This window comes from Pseudomonas sp. SB113, from assembly GCF_040754745.1.
GTDB lineage: Bacteria > Pseudomonadota > Gammaproteobacteria > Pseudomonadales > Pseudomonadaceae > Aquipseudomonas > Aquipseudomonas grimontii.
This window is the reverse complement of the sequence record NZ_JBFMHW010000002.1, coordinates 160,831-185,302: the sequence shown is the minus strand read 5'-3', so window position 1 is coordinate 185,302 and position 24,472 is coordinate 160,831. Positions and strand designations below refer to the sequence as shown.

The 24,472-nt window shown below is 60.8% G+C and carries 18 protein-coding genes; 10 read left to right on the top strand and 8 right to left on the bottom strand.

From position 1 onward, the window contains the following. Positions 1-12: 12 nt before the first annotated feature. Entirely contained in the window at positions 13-2,028 is a 2,016-nt protein-coding gene (locus AB1462_RS03650) for a type VI secretion system tip protein VgrG (protein WP_367246189.1), read from the bottom strand. A 203-nt stretch (positions 2,029-2,231) separates the two neighbouring features. Then, the gene (gene putP / locus AB1462_RS03645) at positions 2,232-3,716 is read right to left on the bottom strand and encodes a sodium/proline symporter PutP (RefSeq protein WP_090400926.1); all 1,485 of its coding nucleotides are present in this window, start codon (positions 3,714-3,716) and stop codon (positions 2,232-2,234) included. Positions 3,717-4,177: 461 nt separating this feature from the next. On the opposite strand from putP, the gene putA reads away from it, so the two are divergent. Beyond that, a complete protein-coding gene (gene putA, locus AB1462_RS03640) occupies positions 4,178-8,131 on the top strand; it encodes a trifunctional transcriptional regulator/proline dehydrogenase/L-glutamate gamma-semialdehyde dehydrogenase (protein WP_090400927.1) in 3,954 nt (1,317 codons plus the stop codon). 215 nt (positions 8,132-8,346) lie between these two features. Next, entirely contained in the window at positions 8,347-10,149 is a 1,803-nt protein-coding gene (locus tag AB1462_RS03635; protein WP_315335765.1) for an acyl-CoA dehydrogenase, read from the top strand. On the opposite strand, the gene AB1462_RS03630 is transcribed toward AB1462_RS03635, so the two are convergent. Both AB1462_RS03630 and AB1462_RS03625 read right to left on the bottom strand, forming a co-directional pair. Further along, positions 10,146-10,436 carry a cell division protein ZapA gene (locus tag AB1462_RS03630; protein WP_017526490.1) on the bottom strand — a complete coding sequence of 97 codons (291 nt, stop codon included), beginning with the start codon at positions 10,434-10,436 and terminating at the stop codon, positions 10,146-10,148. The two genes, AB1462_RS03635 and AB1462_RS03630, sit on opposite strands and share 4 nt — an antisense overlap. Then, a complete protein-coding gene (locus AB1462_RS03625) occupies positions 10,433-10,663 on the bottom strand; it encodes a hypothetical protein (protein WP_090400929.1) in 231 nt (76 codons plus the stop codon). Before AB1462_RS03625 ends, AB1462_RS03630 begins: the two co-directional genes overlap by 4 nt. Positions 10,664-10,940: 277 nt before the next feature. Here AB1462_RS03625 and AB1462_RS03620 point away from each other — a divergent pair, with 277 nt between their 5' ends. The 4 genes from AB1462_RS03620 to selO all read left to right on the top strand — a co-directional run bounded on the left by AB1462_RS03620 (position 10,941) and on the right by selO (position 19,492). Continuing rightward, a complete protein-coding gene (locus AB1462_RS03620) occupies positions 10,941-12,566 on the top strand; it encodes a methyl-accepting chemotaxis protein (RefSeq protein WP_367246188.1) in 1,626 nt (541 codons plus the stop codon). 235 nt (positions 12,567-12,801) lie between these two features. Then, complete coding sequence (locus AB1462_RS03615; protein ID WP_090400931.1) at positions 12,802-14,544, top strand: potassium/proton antiporter; 1,743 nt, start codon at positions 12,802-12,804, stop codon at positions 14,542-14,544. A 52-nt stretch (positions 14,545-14,596) separates the two neighbouring features. Then, entirely contained in the window at positions 14,597-17,980 is a 3,384-nt protein-coding gene (gene mscK, locus AB1462_RS03610) for a mechanosensitive channel MscK (protein WP_090400932.1), read from the top strand. 48 nt (positions 17,981-18,028) lie between these two features. Further along, positions 18,029-19,492: a protein adenylyltransferase SelO gene (gene selO, locus AB1462_RS03605; protein WP_315335771.1), complete on the top strand. Its 1,464-nt coding sequence runs from the start codon at positions 18,029-18,031 to the stop codon at positions 19,490-19,492. Positions 19,493-19,510: 18 nt separating this feature from the next. Here selO and AB1462_RS03600 read toward each other — a convergent pair whose 3' ends face one another. Further along, a complete protein-coding gene (locus tag AB1462_RS03600; protein WP_074848511.1) occupies positions 19,511-19,912 on the bottom strand; it encodes a type II toxin-antitoxin system HigA family antitoxin in 402 nt (133 codons plus the stop codon). Positions 19,913-19,919: 7 nt separating this feature from the next. Next, complete coding sequence (locus AB1462_RS03595) at positions 19,920-20,207, bottom strand: type II toxin-antitoxin system HigB family toxin (protein WP_090400934.1); 288 nt, start codon at positions 20,205-20,207, stop codon at positions 19,920-19,922. A gap of 221 nt (positions 20,208-20,428) precedes the next feature. Between AB1462_RS03595 and trxC the strand changes: the two genes are divergently transcribed. Then, complete coding sequence (gene trxC, locus AB1462_RS03590; protein WP_090400935.1) at positions 20,429-20,863, top strand: thioredoxin TrxC; 435 nt, start codon at positions 20,429-20,431, stop codon at positions 20,861-20,863. 134 nt (positions 20,864-20,997) lie between these two features. Here trxC and AB1462_RS03585 read toward each other — a convergent pair whose 3' ends face one another. Continuing rightward, positions 20,998-21,213 (bottom strand): DUF6124 family protein, encoded by a 216-nt coding sequence (locus AB1462_RS03585; RefSeq protein ID WP_367246183.1) that lies wholly within the window; start codon positions 21,211-21,213, stop codon positions 20,998-21,000. Positions 21,214-21,600: 387 nt separating this feature from the next. Further along, complete coding sequence (locus AB1462_RS03580) at positions 21,601-22,371, bottom strand: ParA family protein (RefSeq protein ID WP_053139210.1); 771 nt, start codon at positions 22,369-22,371, stop codon at positions 21,601-21,603. A 337-nt stretch (positions 22,372-22,708) separates the two neighbouring features. Between AB1462_RS03580 and AB1462_RS03575 the strand changes: the two genes are divergently transcribed. Genes AB1462_RS03575 through AB1462_RS03565 form a run of 3 tightly spaced genes read left to right on the top strand, consistent with a single transcriptional unit; the run spans position 22,709 to position 24,463 of the window. Continuing rightward, on the top strand, positions 22,709-23,428 hold the full coding sequence (locus tag AB1462_RS03575; RefSeq protein WP_090400937.1) for a beta-ketoacyl synthase chain length factor: 720 nt from the start codon (positions 22,709-22,711) through the stop codon (positions 23,426-23,428). Next, complete coding sequence (locus tag AB1462_RS03570; protein ID WP_090400938.1) at positions 23,404-24,216, top strand: 1-acyl-sn-glycerol-3-phosphate acyltransferase; 813 nt, start codon at positions 23,404-23,406, stop codon at positions 24,214-24,216. Before AB1462_RS03575 ends, AB1462_RS03570 begins: the two co-directional genes overlap by 25 nt. Beyond that, a complete protein-coding gene (locus AB1462_RS03565) occupies positions 24,194-24,463 on the top strand; it encodes a phosphopantetheine-binding protein (protein ID WP_090400939.1) in 270 nt (89 codons plus the stop codon). Before AB1462_RS03570 ends, AB1462_RS03565 begins: the two co-directional genes overlap by 23 nt. The last annotated feature ends 9 nt before the right edge of the window (positions 24,464-24,472 follow it).

Below are 24,472 nucleotides of genomic sequence, written 5' to 3'. Positions count from 1 at the left end.
GATAAATTCCTTTTAAGGTTGAATGGGCTGGGAGACACCGCACTGCCCGGCACTGCAGCGTTGGCACTCTTCGCAAAACGGCGCGTTTCGTTTCAGGCTGGCGACCTGTATCCGGCTTAGGGGTGCGGGAATAACCGCCAGCAATGCCGCCTTCACCCCAGGCATCAATGGCGAAGCCGCCGGAGCAGAGGCGCCTCCCAGCTGAATCGGCGCGCTGCTGAAAATCCCGCCTGCCGACAGCGTAATCGACTGCCCACCGGCCTGAATTGTCACGCTCGCGCCCGCCTCTATGACGACCTTCTGCCCGGCGCCAATCTGGATGGTCCGCCCGGCCCGCATCTGCTGCGAACCACCGACCACCAGATGATCGTCCTGCTTGAGTTCCGTCAAACGATTGCCATGGGTGATGCGCTGCTCTTCGCCGTGCAGTTCATGGTGCGATTCACCGCCCACCCGGATGCGGCGTTGATTGTCGATCTGCACCTGCTGGTCATGCAGCACATGTTGGGTCCAATCCCGCTGGGCGCGCAGGTAGATTTCCTCGGCGCCCTTGCGGTCTTCGATGCGCAGTTCGTTGTAGCCACCCCCACCGGGGCTGCTTTGGCTACGGAAGATGCTGCGGGTCTTGTCTGCCGGCAGGTCGAGGGGAACCGGCGTCGCCGCGTTGGGCAGGCAGCCCATCACCAGCGGCATGTCCATATCCCCATTGACGAACCCCACCAGCACCTCCATGCCCACTCGCGGGATAAGTACCGAACCATAACGGTCATGGGCCCAGCCGCTGGCCACCCGCAGCCAGCAACTGGAATGATCGTTATGCTCGCCAACGCGATCCCAGGCCAGTTGCACCTTGACCCGGCCGTATTCGTCGCAATGGATTTCACTGTCGACGGGGCCGGTGACCACGGCGTTTTGATAACCCGACAAGGTCGGCCGCGACTGCTCAGGCGAGGGTGGGCGGAAGATCACATCCCACGGAGCCGCCACAAATTCATTGCGATAACCCTGAAGAAAATCTCCACCGGCAACCTCGGTTACGGCCTCCTCCAAAACCTGGGGTTGCCTGCCTTCGTGGGTGACTTGCGTCACCAGCCACAAGTCATTCCATTCGTCCCGCGGGTGCCCGGTCAATGTGAGGAACCGGCCGCTGGTCAATGCGAGGTCATCGCCGTTACCGCTGGCTATTCGATAGTCGCTACGGTGCCGTTCCAAGCCACGTTGCGCGAGGTACTTGCCGTAGGGGCGATCGGAAAAATAACCGGGGTAGGCCTGCTCTTCAAACCGTGGAAGCTGTTCGCCGACTGCGCCACTCTCCAGCACCAGGCTCGGCTTAAGAAAGTCGTAGTCACGCAGGCTGACTGCTGTGGTGCGGGTTTCCAACCGCACCGCAAACCGCTTGATGGCCGGCGTATCCGCCACCATCCCGGAGCCCGGCATGTAGGGCGTAGGTTGATCGGACTGGGCGAAAACCGTCTGGTCGTCGCCAAATACCAGCAGGTGGCTCTCGGGCGAGTGCTGGAAGTGATAGTGAATGCCCTGCTCGGCACACAGCCGCTGAATGAAGGCCAGGTCGCTCTCGCCAAACTGCACGCAATACTCGCGCTCAGGATAAGCACCACTGAGGTGAAATTCGAATTGGTCGGCATGGACCCGCTGCTCCGCCAGCACCTGCGCAATGATCTGCGGCACCGTCTTGTGCTGGAAGATCCGCTGGTGACTGCTGTGCTGCAAATACGCAAGCTGCGGCACAAGACTGAGCTGATAACGTGTCAGGCGCCGCCCGGAGTCGCCCTGCGCCACCCGATAAACCAGGCCGTGGACGCCATGACCATGGTCGTCGAAACCCAGGTACACCTGGCGATGCAGCAGGCTTTCCAGATCCAGGTCAGGCTGTTCGCTGACCAGTTCAAGATCAAAGCGATACGGTTGGCTGATGGCTTCGCTGCCCTGGAACTCGAACACCTTGAGTTCACTCGGCGCACCGTCAAGGGTGAGGGTAAAAGCACTTTGATTGGCAGGAGCGAACATCCGATGTTTCTCTGCGAGGAGTGGGCGGAAGATTCTGCACCACCGCTTCTCCCTGCTGAGCACAGCCCAAACAAATCAGTAAAACCCTACGCTCGTGCGTAGGAGTCCTACTCAATCCAGCTCAAATCGCACGCAAAAAAAGGCCCGCCATCCGTAGGACGCGGGCCTTCTTTTAATTCATCGAGCGCTCAGCGCCCGGCGAATCACTTGTTGAGGTTGTAGTCTTTTTCCGCCGCATCAAAGCGCTCGACCATACCGGCGGTCGGTGCGCCCAGCTTGCTCACGAAGTAGATCGCCAGGCTGGCGAAGATGAAGCCTGGGATGATTTCGTACAGGCCCAGCAGTTCGAAGTGCTTCCACACGATCACGGTGATCGCGCCGACCAGGATGCCGGCCAGTGCGCCGTTGCGGGTCATGTTTTTCCAGATCACCGAGATCAGCACCACAGGGCCGAACGCAGCGCCGAAACCGGCCCAGGCGTAGCTCACCAGACCCAGGACGCGGTTGTTCGGGTTGGCAGCCATGGCGATGGCGATCAAGGCCACCAGCAGCACCATGGCGCGGCCGATCCAGACCAGTTCAAGCTGGGAAGCATTCTTGCGCAGGAACGCTTTGTAGAAGTCTTCGGTCAGGGCGCTGGAGCACACCAGCAGTTGGCAGCTCAAGGTACTCATCACGGCCGCCAGAATGGCCGACAGCAGGACACCGGCAATCCATGGGTTGAACAGGATTTTTGCCAGTTCGATGAACACGCGCTCAGGGTTTTCCGTTACCGGGCCTGCCACTTCAGGATGTGCCGAGAAGTAAGCGATGCCGAAGAAGCCCACCGCCACGGTACCGGCCAGGCAGAGGATCATCCAGGTCATGGAGATGCGACGCGCCTTGGCGATCGACTTCACCGAATCCGCCGCCATGAAGCGCGCGAGGATGTGCGGTTGGCCGAAGTAGCCCAGGCCCCAGCCCATCAACGAGATAACACCAATGAAGGTGGTGTTTTTCAGCATGTCGAAGTTGGTCGGGTCCTTGGCTTCAATCGCCAGGAAGGTGGTGTCCACACCACCGGTCGCCAGCAGGACGATGATCGGCGTAAGGATCAACGCGAAGATCATCAACGTGGCTTGCACGGTATCGGTCCAACTGACCGCCAGGAAACCACCAATAAAGGTGTAGGCAATGGTCGCTGCAGCACCCGCCCACAGCGCGGTCTCGTAGGACATGCCGAAGGTGCTTTCGAACAGGCGGGCACCGGCGACGATGCCGGAAGCGCAGTAGATGGTGAAGAACACCAGGATCACTACCGCCGAGATGATCCGCAGCAGGCCGCTTTTATCTTCGAAACGGCTGGAGAAATAGTCCGGCAGGGTCAGGGCGTCGCCGTTGTGCTCGGTCTGTACCCGCAGGCGACCGGCCACGAACAGCCAGTTGAGGTAGGCACCGACGATCAGGCCGATGGCGATCCAGCTTTCCGACAGGCCGGACATGTAGATTGCGCCCGGCAAGCCCATCAACAACCAGCCGCTCATGTCGGAAGCACCGGCGGACAAGGCCGTCACCACGCTACCGAGGCTGCGACCGCCCAGGATGTAATCGGAAAGGTTGTTGGTGGAGCGATAAGCCATCAGGCCGATCAATACCATTGCTGCGATGTAGATCACGAACGTGATCAGGGTTGGATTACTAACGCTCATATGAGTGACGCCCTGGCTTTGTTTTTATGTAGCGGCGGTCTGTCAGACGGCCACCCACTGGTCAGTGAGTAAACGTAGCTGCGTGCCGCGCATTTATGACTGACGTTTCCCCAGGAAAGCCGCCAGCCGATGAACCAAACCCTAAAGTCGGTTGCACCTTGGGCGCGAATGCTATTCAACAAAGCAAATAAGGTGCAACCAGTTTCTGGGGAATAAGTTGCACCTAGGTGTAAAACACAGAAAATACCGGGTTTTTGCTCCTTTTCGGAGCAAGAACAGCCGATCTCAGAAGCAAATGCACCAAGCCGAAGCGGATTCTGTCGAAGGCCAATTTTTTTCCGATCAAGCGTCGAAAAAATCATGCATAAAATGGGTTGCACCCGGTTGCACCTCTCCCTGAGCAAAGCTAATCTTGCCGCCAGCTGATGCCACTCGGTAGTGGCACCCATGAGGATAAGAAAATGGCTACGACCACCCTTGGGGTCAAACTCGACGACCCGACCCGCGAACGCCTCAAGGCGGCCGCGACCTCCATTGATCGCACGCCGCACTGGCTGATCAAGCAGGCGATTTTCAATTACCTGGAGAAACTCGAGGGTGGTGCAACCCTGACCGAGCTCAATGGCTTGAGCAGCAAGGACGCTGAAGACGCAGGCGAAGTCCAGACCGACCACGCCCACCAGTGCTTCCTTGAGTTCGCCGAGAGCATCCTGCCGCAATCCGTACTGCGCGCGTCGATCACCGCCGCTTACCGTCGCCCCGAGCCGGAAGTGGTGCCGATGCTGATCGAGCAGGCCCGCCTGCCGGTGCAAATGGCCGAAGCCACCAACAAGCTCGCCGCTTCGATTGCCGAAAAACTGCGCAATCAGAAGAGTGCCGGCGGCCGCGCCGGTATTGTCCAGGGCCTGCTGCAAGAATTCTCCCTGTCGTCCCAGGAAGGCGTGGCCCTGATGTGCCTGGCCGAAGCGCTGCTGCGCATCCCGGACAAAGGCACCCGCGACGCGCTGATCCGCGACAAGATCAGCACCGGCAACTGGCATCCGCACCTGGGTAACAGCCCGTCGCTGTTCGTCAACGCCGCCACCTGGGGCCTGCTGCTGACCGGCAAACTGGTCGCCACCCATAACGAAGCCGGCCTCACCTCGTCCCTGAGCCGCATCATCGGTAAAAGCGGCGAGCCGATGATCCGCAAGGGCGTCGACATGGCCATGCGCCTGATGGGTGAGCAGTTCGTGACCGGCGAAACTATCGCCGAAGCCCTGGCCAATGCGAGCAAATTCGAAGCCAAGGGTTTCCGCTATTCCTACGACATGCTCGGTGAAGCCGCACTCACCGAACACGACGCGCAGAAGTACCTGGCCTCGTACGAACAAGCCATTCACTCCATCGGCAAAGCCTCCCACGGCCGTGGGATTTATGAAGGCCCGGGCATCTCCATCAAGCTGTCGGCACTGCACCCGCGTTACAGCCGTGCGCAGTACGAACGTGTGATGGATGAGCTGTACCCGCGCCTGCTGTCCCTGACCCTGTTGGCCAAGCAATACGACATCGGCCTGAACATCGACGCCGAGGAAGCCGACCGCCTGGAGCTGTCGCTGGACCTGCTCGAACGCCTGTGCTTCGAACCGCAATTGACCGGTTGGAACGGCATTGGCTTCGTGATCCAGGCTTACCAGAAGCGTTGCCCGTATGTGATCGACTACGTCATCGACCTGGCACGCCGCAGCCGCCATCGCCTGATGATCCGCCTGGTAAAAGGCGCGTACTGGGACAGCGAAATCAAACGCGCCCAGGTCGAAGGCCTGGAAGGCTACCCGGTGTATACCCGCAAGGTGTACACCGACGTTTCCTACATTGCCTGTGCACGCAAGCTGCTGTCGGTACCGGAAGTCATCTACCCGCAATTCGCTACGCACAACGCCCACACCCTGTCCGCCATTTACCATATCGCCGGTCAGAACTATTACCCCGGCCAGTACGAGTTCCAATGCCTGCATGGCATGGGTGAGCCGCTGTACGAGCAAGTAGTAGGCAAAGTTTCCGAAGGCAAGCTGAACCGTCCGTGCCGCGTGTACGCACCGGTCGGCACTCACGAAACACTGCTGGCCTACCTGGTACGTCGCCTGCTGGAAAACGGCGCCAACACTTCGTTCGTCAACCGCATCGCCGACCAGTCCATTTCGATTCAGGAGCTGGTGGCCGATCCAGTGGCCAGCATCGAGCAGATGGCTACGCTGGAAGGCGGCTTCGGCCTGCCACACCCGCGTATCCCGCTGCCGCGTGACCTGTACGGCAGCGACCGCGCCAACTCGGCCGGTATCGACTTGGCCAACGAACACCGCCTGGCATCGCTGTCATGTGCCCTGCTGGCCACCGCGCACAACAACTGGAAGGCCGCGCCGATGCTCGGTTGCGCCGCCAGCGATCAAGCGGCGGCACCGGTATTGAACCCGTCCGACCTGCGTGATGTGGTCGGTCACGTGCAAGAAGCCACCGTCGAAGACGTCGACAACGCGATCCAGTGTGCCATCAGCGCTGGCCCGATCTGGCAGGCCACCCCGCCCGCCGAACGCGCCGCGATCCTGGAACGAGCCGCCGACCTGATGGAAGGCGAGATCCAGCCACTGATGGGCCTGCTGGCTCGTGAAGCCGGCAAGACCTTCGCCAACGCCATCGCCGAAGTGCGTGAGGCCGTGGACTTCCTGCGCTACTACGCGGTGCAGGCCCGTAACGACTTCACCAATGATGCCCACCGCCCACTGGGCCCAGTGGTGTGCATCAGCCCGTGGAACTTCCCGCTGGCGATTTTCAGTGGGCAAGTGGCTGCCGCGCTGGCCGCCGGTAACCCGGTCTTGGCCAAACCTGCCGAACAAACCCCGCTGGTGGCCGCACAAGCCGTGCGCATCCTGCTCGAAGCCGGTATTCCGGAAGGCGTGCTGCAATTGCTGCCGGGCCAGGGTGAAAGCGTCGGTGCCCGCCTGGTGGGTGATGATCGCGTCAAAGGCGTGATGTTCACCGGCTCCACCGAAGTCGCGCGCCTGCTGCAACGCAATGTCGCCGGTCGCCTGGATGCCCAGGGCCGTCCGATCCCGCTGATCGCCGAAACCGGTGGCCAGAACGCGATGATCGTCGATTCCTCGGCTCTCACCGAGCAAGTGGTCATTGACGTGGTGTCCTCGGCCTTCGACAGCGCCGGTCAGCGTTGCTCGGCCCTGCGCGTCCTGTGCCTGCAGGAAGATTCTGCAGACCGTGTGATCGAAATGCTCAAGGGCGCCATGGCTGAATGCCGACTGGGCAACCCGGAGCGCCTGTCGGTGGACATCGGCCCGGTGATCGACGCCGAAGCCAAGGCCGGCATCGAGAAACACATCCAGGCCATGCGCGACAAAGGCCGCAATGTGTACCAGGTGGCGATTGCCGACGGTGAAGAAATCAAGCGTGGCACCTTCGTGATGCCCACCTTGATCGAACTGGAAAGCTTCGACGAACTGCAACGCGAAATCTTCGGCCCGGTACTGCACGTGGTGCGCTACAAGCGCAAAGAGATCGACCAGCTCATCGGCCAGATCAACGCCTCCGGCTACGGCCTGACCCTGGGCGTGCACACCCGCATCGACGAGACCATCGCCAAGGTGATCGACAACGTCAATGCCGGTAACGTCTACGTCAACCGCAACATTGTCGGTGCCGTGGTCGGCGTGCAGCCGTTCGGCGGCGAAGGCCTGTCGGGCACCGGTCCGAAAGCCGGTGGTCCGCTGTACCTGTACCGACTGCTGTCGACCCGTCCTACTGATGCGATCGAGCAATCCTTCGTACGTGGCGACAAACTGGCGGCACCGGATGTACGTCTGCGCGATGCCATGAGCCAACCGCTGACCGCCCTGAAAACCTGGGCCGACAGTAATAAGTTCAGCGAGCTGAGTGCTCTGTGCAGCCAATTCGCCGCGCAATCGCAAAGCGGTATCACCCGTCAGTTGGCTGGCCCGACCGGCGAGCGCAACAGCTACGCCATCCTGCCTCGCGAGCACGTCCTGTGCCTGGCGGAAGTGGAAGGCGACCTGCTGACTCAACTGGCAGCGGTATTGGCAGTCGGCGGTTCGGCGGTATGGCCGGAAACCGACCTGACCAAGGCCGTATTCCCACGCTTGCCGAAGGAGATTCAGGCGAAGATCAAGCGCGTGGCCGATTGGACCAAGGATGAGGTGGTGTTTGACGCGGTCCTGCATCACGGTGATTCCGACCAGCTGCGTGCGGTGTGCCAGCAAGTGGCGCAGCGTGGCGGGGCGATTGTCGGGGTGCATGGCTTGTCGCAAGGCGAGACCACCATTGCGCTGGAGCGCCTGGTGATCGAGCGTGCGTTGAGCGTTAACACCGCTGCAGCCGGCGGTAACGCCAGCTTGATGACTATCGGCTAACTGACTGTGGGAGGGGGCTTGCTCCCGATAGCGGTAGATCCGTCACTGTCTCGGGTGACTGACACACCGCTATCGCGGGCAAGCCCCCTCCCACATTTGATCGCATTTCAATTCCCCTCCCCGCGTTCTGCCTCTTCATCACCCAGATCAATCTTGCTATCCAGTCTTTATTCGCACACTTAGACTCAGGCCAATTCCCCCAAAGGTAAGCCGCCATGTCCGAGACGCTGCTCAGTTCCCGCAATCTGGCTTTCGAGCTGTACGAAGTCCTCGATGCCGAGGGCCTGACCCAGCGCGAGCGGTTTGCCGAGCACAATCGCGAAACCTTCGATGCGGCCATCAGCACGGCCCGCAACATTGCCGAGAAGTACTTCGCGCCACACAACCGCAAGAACGACGAAAACGAACCGCGCTACGAAAACGGCGCAGCCATCCTGATTCCGGAAGTGAAACCGGCCGTGGATGCGTTCCTGGAAGCCGGTTTCCTCAACGCCGCCCGCAGCTTCGAAGCCGGTGGCATGCAACTGCCGACCTTGCTGTCCCAGGCCTGCTTCGCTCACTTCCAATCCGCCAACGCGGCCTCGACGTCCTACCCGTTCCTGACCATGGGCGCCGCCAACCTGATCGAAAGCTTCGGCACCGAGGAGCAAAAACAGCGCTTTCTGCAACCGATGATCGAAGGTCGCTTCTTCGGCACCATGGCGCTGACCGAGCCCCATGCCGGCTCATCCCTGTCGGATATTCGTACACGCGCCGAGCCTGCAGCTGACGGCAGTTATCGGCTCAAGGGCAACAAGATCTTCATTTCCGGCGGCGACCACCCACTGTCGGAAAACATCGTGCACATGGTGCTGGCCAAGCTGCCGGACGCACCGGCCGGGGTGAAGGGTATTTCGCTGTTTATCGTGCCCAAATTCCTGGTCAACGATGACGGCAGCCTGGGTGCGCGCAACGATGTGCTGCTGGCCGGGCTGTTTCACAAGATGGGCTGGCGTGGCACCACGTCCACGGCACTGAATTTCGGCGATAACGGTAACTGCGTCGGCTATCTGGTGGGCAAGCCGCACCAGGGCCTGAGCTGCATGTTCCAGATGATGAACGAGGCGCGCATCGGGGTCGGCATGGGTGCGGTGATGCTCGGCTACGCCGGCTACCTGTATTCCCTGGAATACGCCCGCGAACGCCCGCAAGGCCGCCTGCCCGACAGCAAAGACCCAAGCACCGCGCCGGTCTCGATCATCCAGCACGCCGACATCAAGCGCATGCTGCTGACCCAGAAAGCCTATGTGGAAGGCGCCTTCGACCTGGGCCTGTACGCCGCGCGCCTGTTCGATGACACCACGACGCTGGAAACCGAGACCGAGCGCAAACAGGCCCACGAACTGCTGGACCTGCTCACGCCCATCGTCAAATCCTGGCCGTCGGAGTTTTGCCTCAAGGCCAACGAACTGGCGATCCAGATTCTCGGCGGCCACGGCTACACCCGCGAATACCCGGTGGAGCAGTACTACCGTGACAACCGCCTGAACCCGATCCACGAAGGCACCCATGGCATCCAGTCCCTGGACTTGCTGGGGCGCAAGCTGGCGCAGAACGGCGGTGCTGGCCTCAAGCAACTGATTCGGCTGATCGCCGACACGGGTGCGCGGGCACAGGAATATCCAGGCCTGACGGCACTAAGAGAACCGCTGGAACACCTGGTCACCCGCCTGCAAAGCGTGACCATTGGCCTGCTGACGGATCTCGCCCAGGGCAAGGTCAACAGCAGCCTGGCGAACTCGGCGCTGTACCTGAAGGTGTTCGGGCATACGGTGATTGGCTGGCGCTGGCTGGAACAGGCGATTCGCGCCGAGGAAGGGCTGGCCAAGGGCAATGTGGCCGATGTCGCCTTCTATAAAGGCAAGCTCCAGGCCGCCCGTTACTTCCTGACCTGGGAAGTACCGGGCTGCCATCATGAACTGGCGATTCTGGAGGCACGGGATGATACGTGCCTGGGGATGCAGGATGAGTGGTTCTAAGGCTGTATCGCCTTGGAAATCACCTCGACCGTGGCGCTGACTTGCTCTTGGTAACGGTCGAGTTCCTGTTGGTGGGCCTGCTGCATTTCGATCTGCTCGGCGCACAGGTTCAGCGCCGCCAGCACCAGTAATTTGTCACCGATCAGGGTCGGGTACTTTTTCTTGGTGGTGGCCAGGGAGGCCTTGAGCATGGTCACGGCGTGCATCAGGGTCTTGTCTTCCCCGGCTGGCGCCTTGATCGAGTAATCCTCTCCGAGAATCGAAACGACCTTTATCCCTTCATTCATGCGCTGACAGGCCCTGGGCTCACACGCTCAACCAACGCCTGGATACGCGCGGCGGTGGCGGCGTGCTTTTCTTCCTGTTCCATCAGGTTCAATTGCAGGCTGTCGTTCTCATCCTTGGCGGTGGCCAGTTCGGCCTTGAGGGACTCATTGGCGCCCAACAGGTCTTGATTCTGCTGTACCAGGTCACTGACCAGTTGTTCCAGTTGGCTGAGGGATGCTTCTAACATTTTGATTTCTCGGGCTTTTTCAAAGGGCGGTGACGATAAAGAAAATTCACCTCGGATGCCAGGGTTATCCCCGGCGCGCAGCCCGATTTTTAAGGGCCGGGCCGCACTTTCGAGCCTTAGTGACTGCATTTCCCTCATCTGGTTCCTGAATCCGCGCAACCCCTCGTCAGATGCGAAAAAAACGCACAGCCCCCTCTAGACTTTAGTCGTACGACCGATAGAGAGGCACACCCCGTCTCATGACCGCATGGATCGCGCTCCGCCCCAGGATTCAAGCATGTCACTTCGTAATATGAATATCGCTCCGAGGGCTTTCCTCGGCTTCGCTCTTATTGGCGCGCTGATGTTGTTTCTAGGCGTGTTCGCCCTGAACCAGATGAGCAAGATCCGTGGCGCCACCCAAGACATTACCCTGTCCAGCGTGCCAAGCATTCGCGCCCTCGATGAGTTCACCCAGCTGACCCTGCGCCTGCGCGTGCTGTCGTACCGCTTGCTGACCAACCGCGAGCCGGACGTACAGCAAAAGACCCTCGAAGCCTTCGAACTGCGCAACCAGCAGATCCGCGCAGCCCAGGGCATTTACGAAAAACTGATCGACAGCTGCGAAGAACGCTCGATCTACGACGAATACATGCGCCTGCTTACCCAGTATCAGCAGATTGAAGCGCGTATGAAGAGCCTGTCGCGCGCCAACCAGATCGATGAGCTGCGCACCCTTCTCAACACAGAACTGTTGAACAACTCCGAGCAGGTCAACGTGGTGCTCAACCGCCTGCTGGACTACAACAACAAGGCCGCCCTGGCCACCAATCAACAGGCCGAAGACCAGTACAACATGGCCTTTGACTGGGTGATTGGCTTGCTGGTAATCGCCACCGCGCTGACGATGTTGTTCGCCTGGCTGCTAACCCGCAGCATCACCCTGCCGATTTCCCAAGCGCTCGAAGCGGCGGAAGAAGTCGCCGAAGGCAACCTGACGCGGCCGATCAAGATCGACGGCAACGACGAAGCCGGACGCCTGTTGGCGGCCATGGCCAAGATGCAGGACAAGCTGCGCGACACCCTGCAACGCATCGCCGGCTCCGCCACCCAACTGGCCTCCGCCGCCGAGGAGTTGAACGCCGTCACCGACGAAAGCGCCCGCGGCCTGACCCGGCAAAACAACGAAATCGAACAAGCGGCCACCGCCGTCAACGAGATGACCAGCGCCGTCGAAGAAGTCGCGCGCAACGCGGTCAGCACCTCCGAAGCCTCACGCAACGCCACCACCTCTGCCGGCGACGGCCGTGACCTGGTACAGGAAACCGTCAGCGCCATCGAGCGCATGAGCGGCGACGTGCAGGCCACCGCCACGCTGATTGGCGAGCTGGCGAATGAATCGCGCGATATTGGCAAAGTGCTGGACGTGATTCGCGGCCTGGCCGACCAGACCAACCTGCTGGCCCTGAACGCGGCGATTGAAGCGGCACGCGCCGGTGAAGCCGGTCGCGGGTTTGCGGTGGTTGCCGATGAAGTGCGGGCATTGGCCCATCGTACCCAGCAGTCCACCAGCGAGATCGAGCGGATGATCGGCAGTATCCAGGCCGGCACCGAGCACGCGGTGGATTCGATGCGTAACAGCACCGAGCGCGCGGAATCGACGCTGAACATCGCCAAAGGCGCAGGGATGTCGCTGGATACCATCAACACGGCGATTGTCGAGATCAACGAGCGCAACCTGGTGATCGCCAGCGCGGCGGAAGAACAGGCGCAGGTGGCGCGGGAAGTGGATCGCAACCTGGTGAACATTCGTGATCTGTCGGTGCAGTCGGCTACCGGCGCCAGCCAGACCAGTGCGGCGAGCAGTGAGTTGTCGCGCCTGGCGGTGGATTTGAATGGGATGGTCGCTCGCTTCCGCCTCTGACTGACTGTACGCGGTTAAAAATGTGGGAGGGGGCTTGCCCCCGATAGCGGTGGGTCAGCGATAGATTAAGCTGACTGACAAATCGCCATCGGGGGCAAGCCCCCTCCTACATTTAGTTATGCGTAAATCAGAAAAAGCTTTTTGACAGCACAGCAATTCAACAGGTTAGAATCCCTGGCACGCAGACTGCATGGTCAGTTTGCGCCCCGTCTTATTTGCTCATGGAGTACTGCCTTTGAATGCGACGACCATCAACAGCCTGTTCTTGATCGGCGCGTTGCTGGTGAGTGCGAGCATTCTGGTGAGTTCTCTTTCCTCGCGCCTGGGTATCCCGATCCTGGTGATCATCCTGGCCGTGGGCATGGTCGCCGGCGTCGATGGCGGCGGCATCATCTTCGATAACTACCCGACCGCCTACCTGGTGGGCAACCTCGCGCTGGCGGTGATCCTGCTTGACGGCGGTTTGCGCACGCGGGTGGCGAGTTTCCGCGTGGCACTGTGGCCGGCATTGTCCCTGGCCACGGTGGGGGTGTTGATTACCACCGGCCTCACGGGCATGGCGGCAGCCTGGCTGTTTGACCTCAATATTATTCAAGGCTTGCTGATCGGCGCGATTGTCGGCTCCACCGACGCCGCAGCGGTGTTCTCGCTGCTGGGCGGCAAGGGCCTGAACGAGCGGGTCACCGCCAGCCTGGAAATCGAATCCGGCAGCAACGACCCGATGGCGGTGTTCCTCACCGTCACCCTGATCGACATGCTCGCCAGCGGCCAGACCGGCCTGCACTGGAGCCTGCTGACCCACCTGGTGCGCGAGTTCGGCATCGGTGGCATCGTCGGTCTCGGCGGCGGCTGGTTGATGCTGCAGATGGTCAACCGCATCAACCTGGCCACCGGCCTGTACCCGATCCTAGTGATCGCCGGCGGCCTGTTCGTGTTCGCCCTGACCAACGCCTTGCACGGCAGCGGCTTCCTCGCCGTGTACCTGTGCGGCCTGGTGATCGGCAATCGCCCGGTGCGTAGCCGTCATGGCATTTTGCATATGCTCGACGGCATGGCCTGGCTGGCACAGATCGGTATGTTCCTGGTACTGGGCCTGCTGGTCACACCCCATGATTTACTGCCGATTGCCCTGCCGGCACTGGGCCTGGCGCTGTGGATGATCCTGTTTGCGCGGCCACTGTCGGTGATGGTCGGCTTGCTGCCGTTCAAGGCGTTCCATGGCCGCGAAAAAGCCTTTATCGCCTGGGTCGGCCTGCGTGGCGCGGTCCCCATCATCCTGGCGGTGTTCCCGCTGATGGCGGGCCTGCCCCATGCTCAGCTGTACTTCAACCTGGCGTTCTTTATCGTGCTGGTGTCGCTGCTGGTGCAGGGCACAAGCCTGCCGTGGGTGGCCAAGCTGCTGAAAGTGACCGTTCCGCCGGACCCGGCGCCGATCTCCCGCGCGGCCCTGGAAGTGCACGTCACCAGCGAGTGGGAGCTGTTCGTCTACCGCCTCGGCGCAGAAAAATGGTGCATCGGCGCGGCCCTGCGTGAGCTGAAAATGCCCGAAGGCACGCGCATCGCTGCCCTGTTTCGTGGCCAGCAACTGCTCCATCCGTCGGGTAGTACGGTGCTGGAAGTCGGCGATTTGCTCTGCGTGATCGGCCACGAACACAACCTGCCGGCCCTGGGCAAACTGTTCAGCCAGGCACCGCAGCGCGGCCTCGATTTGCGTTTCTTCGGCGACTTCGTGCTCGAAGGCGACGCCCAGCTGGGCGCGGTTTCGGCGCTGTATGGCCTCAAGCTGGAGGGGATCGACCCGGACATGCCGCTGAGCCGCTTCATCACCCAGAAAGTCGGCGGCGCGCCGGTGGTGGGCGACCAGGTGGAGTGGAACAACACCATCTGGACCGTCGCGGTCATGGACGGGAACAAGATTGGCAAAGTCGGCGTCAGATTCCCCGAAGGAAGTCGCCCGGGCCCCGGACTCTTCCTCTAAACTGCGGGGCGACAGCACGCCCCCGATTCTTCACCTTGCTCGATCGGTCTCTATGCCAACCCTGCGCACTTTTCTCGCCACCGCCCTGCTGGGCCTGACCCTCTGTGTCGGCAGCGTCTACGCCGCCGACCCGCCCAGCGCCGACGCCATCCAGCAAACCCTGGACAAGCTGCCGGATCGCAAACTGCCCGACGCCGACATGAAGGCGCTGCAGTCGATCCTGCAACAGACCCTGACCTACCTGGGCAACAAGCAGGATTATGAACAGCGCCTGGTCGACCTCAAGCGCCAGCTGGAAGACGCGCCGCGCCAGACCAGCGAGAACCAGCGCGAACTGACCCGGCTCAAGGCCACCAAGATCATCCCGGTAGCCCAGCGCTACGCCACCCTGCCGGTACCGCAGCTCGAGCAACTGCTGGTGCAGCGCACCACCCAGCAAGGCGACCTGCAAAAAGACCTGGCCGAAGCCAACAGCCTGACCATCGCGGCCCAGACCCGCCCCGAGCGCGCCCAGACCGAAATCAGCAGCAGCCAGACGCGCATCCAGCAGATCAATTCGACCCTCAAGGCCGGCAAGGACAATGGCAAAGCCCTCAGCGGCGACCAGCGCAACCAGCTGAATGCCGAACTCGCGGCGCTCAATGCCCTGATCCCCCTGCGCCGCCAGGAACTGGCCGGCAACAGCCAACTGCAAGACCTGGGCAACAGCCAGCACGACCTGGTGGTGGAAAAGACCGCGCGCCTGGAACAAGAGATCCAGGACCTGCAAACCCTGATCAACCAGAAACGCCTGGCCCAGTCCCAGCAGACGGTTACCCAACAGTCCATCGAAGCGCAAAAGGCCGGCGGCAGCAGCTTGCTGGCCACGGAAAGCGCGGCCAACCTGAAGCTCTCCGACTACCTGCTCAAGAGCACCGACCGCCTCAACGACCTGACCCAGAAGAACCTGCAGACCAAGCAGCAACTGGACACCGTGACCCAGAGCGATTCGGCCCTGGACGAGCAGATCAACGTGCTCAAGGGCAGCCTGCTCCTGTCGAAGATTCTGTATAAGCAAAAACAGGCGCTGCCACGCCTGACGGTAGACCGCGACCTGGCGGACGACATCGCCAACATTCGCCTGTACCAGTTTGAGGTCAACCAACAGCGCGAGTTGATCAGCTCCCCCAGCACTTATGTGGACAACCTGCTGGCCAACCAGCCGCCGACCGACGTCACCCCACAACTGCGGCGCACCCTGCTGGAACTGGCGATCACCCGCAGCGACCTGCTGGAGCGCCTGAGCCGTGAGTTGAGCTCGCTGCTTAACGAATCCATCACCCTGCAACTGAACCAGAAACAACTGCTCAGCACCGCCACCACCTTGCGCGCGACGCTGGATGAACAGATGTTCTGGATCCCCAGCAACAAGCCGCTGGACACCGAGTGGCTGGAAACCGTGCCGGCGCACCTGAGCAAGCAGGTCACCACCCTGCCTTGGGCCTCCAGCGTCAGTGAGTTGTACGACGGCCTGACCCAACGCCCACTGCTGTTCCTGCCGCTGCTGCTGTTGATCGGTGCCCTGCTGTGGCGACGCAAAGCCCTGTATGAGCGCTTGAAAAAGGTCCACCTGGACATCGGTCACTTCAAGCGCGACAGCCAGTGGCACACCCCACAGGCGATCCTGGTGAATATCCTGCTGGCGATGCCGGTGGCCCTGGGCCTGGCGCTGTGCGGCTACGCGCTGCAGATCGACGCACGGGGGCAGAACGCCAACCTGGGTGCGGCGCTGTTGCAGATCGCCCAGGCATGGCTGGTGTTCTACACCGCCTACCGCATCCTCGCGCCGGGTGGCGTGGCGGAACTGCACTTCCGCTGGGAAAAGCCCCAGGTCGAATTCCTCCAAGGCTGGGTGCGCAAGCTCGGGCTGGTGGTGCTGGCCCTGGTGGCCGTGGTTGCCATCGCCGAGCACCAACCGGCCGCGCTGGCCGACGATGTACTGGGCATTGGCGTGGTCCTGACCTGCTATGCCCTGATGGCCTGGTTGCTGGGGCGCCTGCTGCTGCATAGCCCGACCCATGAGAAAGCCTCGCTGTTCCGCAAAGCCGTGGGCCTGGTGTTCACCGCGCTGCCTATCGCACTGTTTATCGCCGTGTGCTTTGGCTACTACTACACCGCGCTCAAGCTCAGCGACCGGTTGATCAATACCCTGTACCTGCTGATGTTCTGGCTGGTGATCGAAGCCACCTTCGTCCGCGGCCTCGGCGTTGCCGCCCGGCGCCTGGCCTATTCCCGTGCCCTGGCCAAGCGCCAGGCGGCCAAGGAAGCGGGTGACGGTGAAGCGGTGATCGAAGAGCCGACCCTGGACATCGAGCAGGTCAACGAACAGTCCATGCGCCTGATTCGCCTGGCCCTGCTCGGCGGTTTTATCGCCGCGCTGTACTGGGTGTGGTCGGACCTGATCTCGGTGTTTTCCTACCTGGATAACGTCACGCTGTACGAATACACCAGCGGTACTGGTGCGAATATCAGCATGGTTCCCATCAGCATCGGCGACTTGCTCGGCGCGCTGATCATCATCGGCATCACCTTCGCACTGGCGCGCAACCTGCCAGGTTTACTGGAAGTGCTGGTGCTGTCCAAGCTGGAGTTGGCCCAGGGCAGTGCCTATGCCACGACCACATTGCTGTCTTATGTGATTGCCGGCGTGGGCTTTGTCTCGACCCTGTCCACCCTCGGCGTGAGCTGGGACAAGTTGCAGTGGCTGGTCGCCGCGCTGTCGGTGGGCTTGGGCTTCGGCATGCAGGAGATCTTCGCCAACTTCATCTCCGGCATCATGATCCTGTTCGAACGCCCGGTGCGTATCGGCGACACCATCACCATCGGCAACCTATCGGGTACGGTGAGCAAGATCCGTATCCGCGCCACCACCATCACCGACTTCGACCGCAAGGACATCATTGTCCCGAACAAGACCTTCATCACCGGGCAACTGATCAACTGGTCGCTGACCGACACCATCACCCGCGTCACCCTCAAGCTGGGCGTAGACTACGGCTCCGACCTGGACCTGGTGAAGGAATTGTTACTCAAGGCTGCGCGGGAAAACCCAAGGGTGTTGAAGGAACCGGAACCCCATGTGTACTTCCTCAACTTCGGCGAAAGTACGCTGGACCACGAACTGCGCATGCACGTACGCGACCTCGGCGACCGTAACCCGGTGATCGACGAAGTGAACCGCTTTATCAACCGCGAGTTCAAGAACCACCACATCAACATCTCGTTCCGGCAGATGGAGGTGTACCTCAAAAACCTCCACGGGCAGGAATACAAGCTGGTGCCGGTGGAAGACGAGAAGAGAACCATCGTCGGGCCGACCGAGGCGCAAGATGTGCCGGAGCCGCCAACGGGCAAAGTGGCGGATGCACCCGAGCCACCACCCAGCAAACTCGACTAAACGCCCTATCCCCAGCAGAATGCTCGGACATTCTGCTGGAGATGGCCGGTGAAAGCCCTCGACGAACTGACCTTCGACAACCGCTTCGCACGCCTGGGCGACGCGTTCTCAACTCACGTATTACCCGAGCCCCTCGACGAACCGCGCCTGGTGGTGGCAAGCAATGCCGCCATGGCCCTGCTCGACCTCGACCCAGCCGTGGCCGAAACGCCGGTGTTTGCCGAGCTGTTCAGCGGCCACACGCTGTGGGCCGAAGCCGAGCCGCGGGCGATGGTCTATTCCGGGCACCAGTTCGGCGGCTACACCCCCCAACTGGGCGACGGCCGGGGGTTGCTGCTGGGCGAGGTGTACAACGCGGCCGGCGAACATTGGGACCTGCACCTGAAAGGCGCCGGGATGACGCCCTACTCACGTATGGGCGATGGCCGCGCAGTGCTGCGTTCATCGATCCGGGAGTTTCTGGCGTCAGAAGCGCTGCATGCACTGGGCATCCCCAGTAGCCGCGCGTTGTGCGTGATCGGCTCCAGCACCCCGGTCTGGCGGGAAAAGCAGGAGCGTGGGGCGATGGTCCTGCGTTTGGCGCCCAGCCATATCCGCTTCGGTCATTTCGAATATTTCTACTACACCAAGAAGCCCGACCAGCAGGCTGAGCTGGCCGAACACGTGCTGAACCTGCACTACCCCAAGTGCCGTGAACAGCCCGAGCCGTACCTGGCGATGTTCCGCGAAATCGTCGAACGCAATGCCGAGATGATCGCCAAATGGCAGGCCTATGGTTTCTGCCACGGGGTGATGAACACCGACAACATGTCGATCCTCGGCATTACCTTCGACTTCGGGCCGTTTGCGTTTCTGGATGACTTTGATGCGCACTTCATCTGCAACCATTCGGACCATGAAGGACGCTACTCCTTCAGCAACCAGGTGCCGATCGGGCAGTGGAACCTCAGTGCGCTGGCCCAGGCGCTCACGCCATTTATCAGCGTCGATGCCTTGAAAGAAGCCCTTGGCCTGTACCTGCCGCTGTACCAGGCCCACTACCTGGATTTGATGCGTCGCCGTTTGGGGCTGACCACCGCCGAAGACGACGACCAGACGCTGGTGGAGCGGTTGCTGAAGCTGATGCAGAACAGCGGCGTGGATTACACGCTGTTTTTCCGGCGGCTTGGGGATGAATCGGCAGCGCTGGCGGTGGCGAAGCTGCGCGATGATTTTGTCGACCTCGCCGGGTTTGATGCCTGGGCCGAGTTGTACACAGCCCGTGTTGCGCGGGATGGGGATTACACCGAAGAGCAGCGCCAGGCGCGGATGCACGCGGTGAACCCGCTGTACATCCTGCGTAACTACCTCGCACAGAACGCTATCTCTGCCGCCGAATCAGGCGATTACAGCGAAGTGCGGCGGTTGCATGAGGTGCTTTCCAAACCGTTCGAGGAGCAGGCGGGGATGGAACAGTACGCGCAACGACCGCCGGATTGGGGCAAGCATTTGGAGATCAGTTGTTCGTCGTGATACACGCCATGCTCGCGATTAGATGAACAGGTCGACCGGCACCTTGAAAAAATCCGCCAGCCAACGAATCTGTCGCACGTTCAGCTGGCGTTTTCCACTGAGGATTTCCGAGACCACCGATTGAGCACCAACACCCGGCAAATCACTCTGAGTCAGGCCATGCTCCTGCATCATTGATCTCAATACGTCGACACCGCTCGCCTCAGGCATTGGCCAATGCTCCAGATCATAAGCCTCGACCCAGTCACCGATGATATCGACCACGCCCATCAACGGATGGGCTTCGTCCTCCCCTACGATATCCAGCAATTCGTCGAGCGCCTCCACCAGCACATCGTAGTCAGCCTCGGTTTTCGGCTTGCGCAACAGCGGTGATACGAATTGCCAGTGCTCGGCGACTTGCTCGATCAATACACTCATTTTCCAGTCACTCCTTCCATTTACCCTTGTCGTATTCCCGATGGTCCAGCACATGTCGAATATAGAGCCGCTGCATTCGGTAGCGCACAATCGCGATGAGTCGTAGTTTGTGACCACCGATGTTGAAGACGTGTAACGCCCCCACTTTATCCACGGTAGGAAAAATCGATTTCAACGCCGCGAAGTCCTCAGGATTGAGGACTTTGGCTTTCCGATACCACTCATCCAAAGCACTGGCTGAATGAGGCCACTTCAACTTGGCATTTCGGATTTGTTTCGCACTGATTACGCGCATGCAACATCCCTATCGCATATTGCTATGAAGGTTAAACCCGAACGCCGACTATCGCAATTTGCTATGGCGTCGAACGGACCGGCGGTGCTATTTCGAACAAGCACTTCCAGCCTAGATAGGCATGCGCCAATCTGTTAGCACATGCGTCGTCGCCCCCGAGCTTGATAAAGCTGATACCCGACTCCAGATAGGATGCATTGGCCACATCCACGGAGCCCACCATGTCCGACCCTCTCGTTATCCCCTGCCCCCATTGCAACGGCCTCAACCGCATCCCCGGAGAGCGGCTGGGTGATACGCCCAAGTGCGGGCGTTGCAAGCAACCGGTTCTACTGAGCAAGCCTTTCGAGCTGAAGCAAGGTGATTACGCCAGCCAGATTAAGGGCGACCTGCCGCTGCTGGTGGACGTGTGGGCCGACTGGTGTGGGCCATGCAAGTCGTTTGCGCCGGTGTTTGAACAGGCGGCCGGGCAGTTGGAGGGCAAGTGCAGGCTGGCCAAGCTGGACAGCGAGGCCAATCAGCAGTTGTCGGCGCAGTTGGGGATTCGTTCGATCCCCAGCTTGATTCTGTTCAAGAACGGCCGCGAAGTGGCGCGCCAGAGCGGGGCGTTCCCGTTGCCGCAGTTGATGAGCTGGTTGCATAGCCAGGGGGTGTAGCCGGACCTGGAGAACAATGCTCGACAGTGTGGGAGGGGGCTTGCCCCCGATGGCAGTGGGTCAGCACCAGATGAGCTGGCTGACATACCGCTATCGGGGGCAAGCCCCCTCCCACCTTTGACCGAGTTTTACCTTCAGGCCACGGGGACTTCGCGGTCCATCACCTGGCCGACCAGCAATACGCCCAGCTCGCTCAATTGGTGGATAGCCAGGGCCACGTCGCGGTGTTCGCCGGTGAGGTCATTGGAAAGGTTGAGCAATAGGGTGCGGACGGAGGAGAAGGTTTCGTAGCTGTTGAGGATGAGGGTTTCGGTGGGGAGGTTGGGCGTAGCGGTATAAAGGTTAACCATGGATCGTCTCCGAGTAGGGGAGCCACAACCAGCCGCTACTAAACGGAGGGTGGCAGCTGTACGCAGGTTAGTAGACCGGGGAGACGCAACCGGCGCGCTCGAAAGCGCCCTCCGTACAGCCACCATCAAATTCAGGAAGCTCCTGATCGACGAATTGCCGTACGTCTCACCTCGGGCTACTAAACCCGATCACTGAATATTCAGTGACCGCAGAACCTTAGAGATGCCCATCCAGACGCACAAGCCGGCGGATTCTGGCGTAGCTGTAGGCAGCGATACAAGGCCAAGCCCCTGCTGCCAGACCCTTCCTACAACCTCTGTGGGACAAATCCAATCCCCAACTGAAATGCAATTCAAATGTGGAAGGGAGCAAGCCCCTCCCACAGATCAGGCGTTTTCCAGCAGGTTATGCAGCTCCACAAATTGCAGAGTGAGCTTGTGCCGGGGATCCAGGTGAATCAGCGGCTTGTTCTCCTGGTGCGATTCGCGCATGCGCACCGAGCTGGCCAGGTACACCGGCAACACCGGCAAGCCCTCTGCGATCAGTTCATCCAACATCTGCTGCGGCAGGCTCGCCCGCGCCTGGAACTGGTTGACCACGATGCCTTCGACTTCGAGGCCTTCGTTGTGGTCTTCCTTCAACTCTTCGATTTCAGCCAGCAGGCCATACAGGGCCTGGCGCGAGAAACTGTCGCAATCGAAGGGGATCAGCACGCGATCAGCGGCGATCAATGCCGAAACCGCATAAAAATTCAATGCGGGTGGCGTATCCAGGTAAATACGGTCGTAATCTTCGCTCAACTCATCGAGCAGCTTTCGCAACTTGTTGATCTTGTGCTTGGCCTCAAGCTTGGGCTGCAAGTCCGCGAGTTCGGCGGTCGCGGTGATCACGTGCAGGTTGTCAAAGGGTGTTTCGTAGATATCGACCTTGTTCTTCTTCGAAAACGGCCCGGAAGACAGGGTTTGCTTGAAAAAGTCCGCGATCCCCATGGGAATGTCGTCGCCGGTCAGCCCGGTGAGGTACTGGGTCGAGTTGGCTTGTGCATCGAGGTCCACCAACAGGGTTCGATAGCCTTCACTGGCGCTGACCGCCGCCAGGTTGCAGGCGATGCTGGACTTGCCCACGCCGCCTTTCTGATTGAACACCACGCGCCGCATGGAAAAACCTCCGTGTATCAATGAATGTCCGAGTGTAGAGGGCAAAAGCGCCTGTTAGCTACCTCGTTCATCCATGCATGGCTGCATTAACAGCAGGTTGTAGTAACTCGCGTACAAATGAATAGGAACGGTCCGACAATCCAACTCAGCGTCCGGTGAAGGACAATCCGTAAATCTTTCCCACCCATGTGTAATCAGCCGTGAACAATTCTTTACCAAAGTTTGCTAGAACCCCACAGCACCGGGATAATGCGCGCCACTCGGCGATTGCTCCCTGTCCCGGTATTCGGGGCCAAAAGCCGCACACGGAAGCCCGCAGGGGCGGGATAACTTCTCAGTGATCAACTTCAACATCGCCCAATGGCGCGCCTGGGCTCCTGGCCTGGAAAGCGTGGACGACTGGCTCGCCTGGAGCCAGGCCCCGGTGTTGCTGCCTGCCAGCGATGCCTCGCCCGACGTGTCGTTCCTGCCGGCCATGCAGCGCCGCCGCCTGAGCCGCCTGGCGCGCATGGCGTTCAGCGTGGGCTGGCCGCTGGCCGACGGCCTGCAAGCGCTGCCGCTGGTGTTTGTTTCCCGGCACGGCGAAACCCCGCGCACCCTGGACATCCTCAGCGACCTGGCCAACGACCAGCCGCTGTCGCCGACCCAATTCAGCCTGTCGGTGCATAACGCAGTGATTGGCCTGTGGTCGATCCTGCGCAATGAAACCAGCGAAATGACGGCCCTCGCCGCCGCCGGCGATGGCCTGGAGCACGGCATGCTCGAAGCCGCCGCCCTGCTCAACGAAGGCGCTCCGGCGGTATTGCTGGTGATCACCGAAGAACAGCCGCCCGAGGCCTACGCCAGTTGGATCGTTGACGTGCCCTTTCCCTACGCCCTCGGCCTGCTGCTGACACCAGGCGACGAGTGGCAACTGGAACTCACCACCGGCACTGTCCAACCCACTCAAACCCAGTGGCCCCACGCCCTGAACCTGCTGCGCACCCTGCTTACCAAACAGGGCGCCTGCCAACATGCCTGGAAGAACCGTGTATGGAACTGGCAACGCAAGTCGTGAACGATAAGCCACGGGATGCCTACTACTGGCGCCTGTTCGCCACTGCCGCCAGCTTCTTCCTGTTTGGCGTGGGCGGGTTGTGCCTGCGCTTGCTGGTGTTTCCACTGCTCAGTTGCCTGCCGGGGGATGCCAAGCAGCACCAGCGGCGCGCCCGCCACACCATCAGTTGCCTCTTCTGGTTCTTTATTCGCATGATGCAGCGCCTGGGCATCCTTACTTTCAGCGTCGATGGCGCCGACAAGCTCGGCCGCCCCGGTCAGATGATCGTCGCCAACCATCCGTCGCTGATCGACGTGGTGTTCCTCATCGGCCTGATGCGCCAGACCAATTGCGTGGTCAAGCAAAGCCTGTTTCAAAACCCGTTCATGCGTGGCCCGGTTCGCGACGCGGGCTACATCAGCAATGACGGCAGTGCCGATATGCTCGATGCCGCTGCCGACGCCCTGCGCGCAGGCCAGACGCTGATCATCTTTCCAGAAGGCACCCGCACCCGTCCCGGCATGGCGCCCGCCTTTCATCGCGGGGCCGCCGCCATTGCGCTGCGCGGTGCGACAATCATCACCCCGGTGGTGATCAAGGTCAGCCCCACCACCCTGACCAAGGCCGAACCCTGGTATCGCATCCCGAAATGCCGTTTTCACTTCAGTTTGCGGGTGGGGGCCGATATAGAACCACAGGCATTCGCAACACTGGGGCCCGCGCCCCAGGCCTCACGCAAGCTCAACGATTACCTGCACCATTATTTTATTAAGGAGCTCGCCGAAGATGAGCGACCAACACAGCCTTGAGTGCGAAATAAAGGCGCTGATCATCGAGGCCCTGGGCCTGGAAGACATCAGCGTCGACGATATCGGTAGCGACCAAACCCTGTTCGGCGAAGGCCTGGGCCTGGATTCGGTAGACGCCCTGGAATTGGGCCTGGCGATCCAGAAAACGTACGGTATCAAGATCGATGCCGACGCCAAGGACACCCGCAATCACTTCACCAACGTGGCCAGCCTTGCGGCGTTCGTCACGGCCAGACAGGCAGCTTGAGACCGGACC

Excerpts from the sequence above, each read along its gene's own strand:
- AB1462_RS03650 (WP_367246189.1), bottom strand. The coding sequence starts at position 2,028 with ATGTTCGCTCCTGCCAATCAAAGTGCTTTTACCCTCACCCTTGACGGT.
- putP (WP_090400926.1), bottom strand. The coding sequence starts at position 3,716 with ATGAGCGTTAGTAATCCAACCCTGATCACGTTCGTGATCTACATCGCA.
- putA (WP_090400927.1), top strand. The coding sequence starts at position 4,178 with ATGGCTACGACCACCCTTGGGGTCAAACTCGACGACCCGACCCGCGAA.
- AB1462_RS03635 (WP_315335765.1), top strand. The coding sequence starts at position 8,347 with ATGTCCGAGACGCTGCTCAGTTCCCGCAATCTGGCTTTCGAGCTGTAC.
- AB1462_RS03630 (WP_017526490.1), bottom strand. The coding sequence starts at position 10,436 with ATGAATGAAGGGATAAAGGTCGTTTCGATTCTCGGAGAGGATTACTCG.
- AB1462_RS03625 (WP_090400929.1), bottom strand. The coding sequence starts at position 10,663 with ATGTTAGAAGCATCCCTCAGCCAACTGGAACAACTGGTCAGTGACCTG.
- AB1462_RS03620 (WP_367246188.1), top strand. The coding sequence starts at position 10,941 with ATGTCACTTCGTAATATGAATATCGCTCCGAGGGCTTTCCTCGGCTTC.
- mscK (WP_090400932.1), top strand. The coding sequence starts at position 14,597 with ATGCCAACCCTGCGCACTTTTCTCGCCACCGCCCTGCTGGGCCTGACC.
- AB1462_RS03600 (WP_074848511.1), bottom strand. The coding sequence starts at position 19,912 with ATGAGTGTATTGATCGAGCAAGTCGCCGAGCACTGGCAATTCGTATCA.
- AB1462_RS03595 (WP_090400934.1), bottom strand. The coding sequence starts at position 20,207 with ATGCGCGTAATCAGTGCGAAACAAATCCGAAATGCCAAGTTGAAGTGG.
- trxC (WP_090400935.1), top strand. The coding sequence starts at position 20,429 with ATGTCCGACCCTCTCGTTATCCCCTGCCCCCATTGCAACGGCCTCAAC.
- AB1462_RS03585 (WP_367246183.1), bottom strand. The coding sequence starts at position 21,213 with ATGGTTAACCTTTATACCGCTACGCCCAACCTCCCCACCGAAACCCTC.
- AB1462_RS03580 (WP_053139210.1), bottom strand. The coding sequence starts at position 22,371 with ATGCGGCGCGTGGTGTTCAATCAGAAAGGCGGCGTGGGCAAGTCCAGC.
- AB1462_RS03570 (WP_090400938.1), top strand. The coding sequence starts at position 23,404 with ATGGAACTGGCAACGCAAGTCGTGAACGATAAGCCACGGGATGCCTAC.
- AB1462_RS03565 (WP_090400939.1), top strand. The coding sequence starts at position 24,194 with ATGAGCGACCAACACAGCCTTGAGTGCGAAATAAAGGCGCTGATCATC.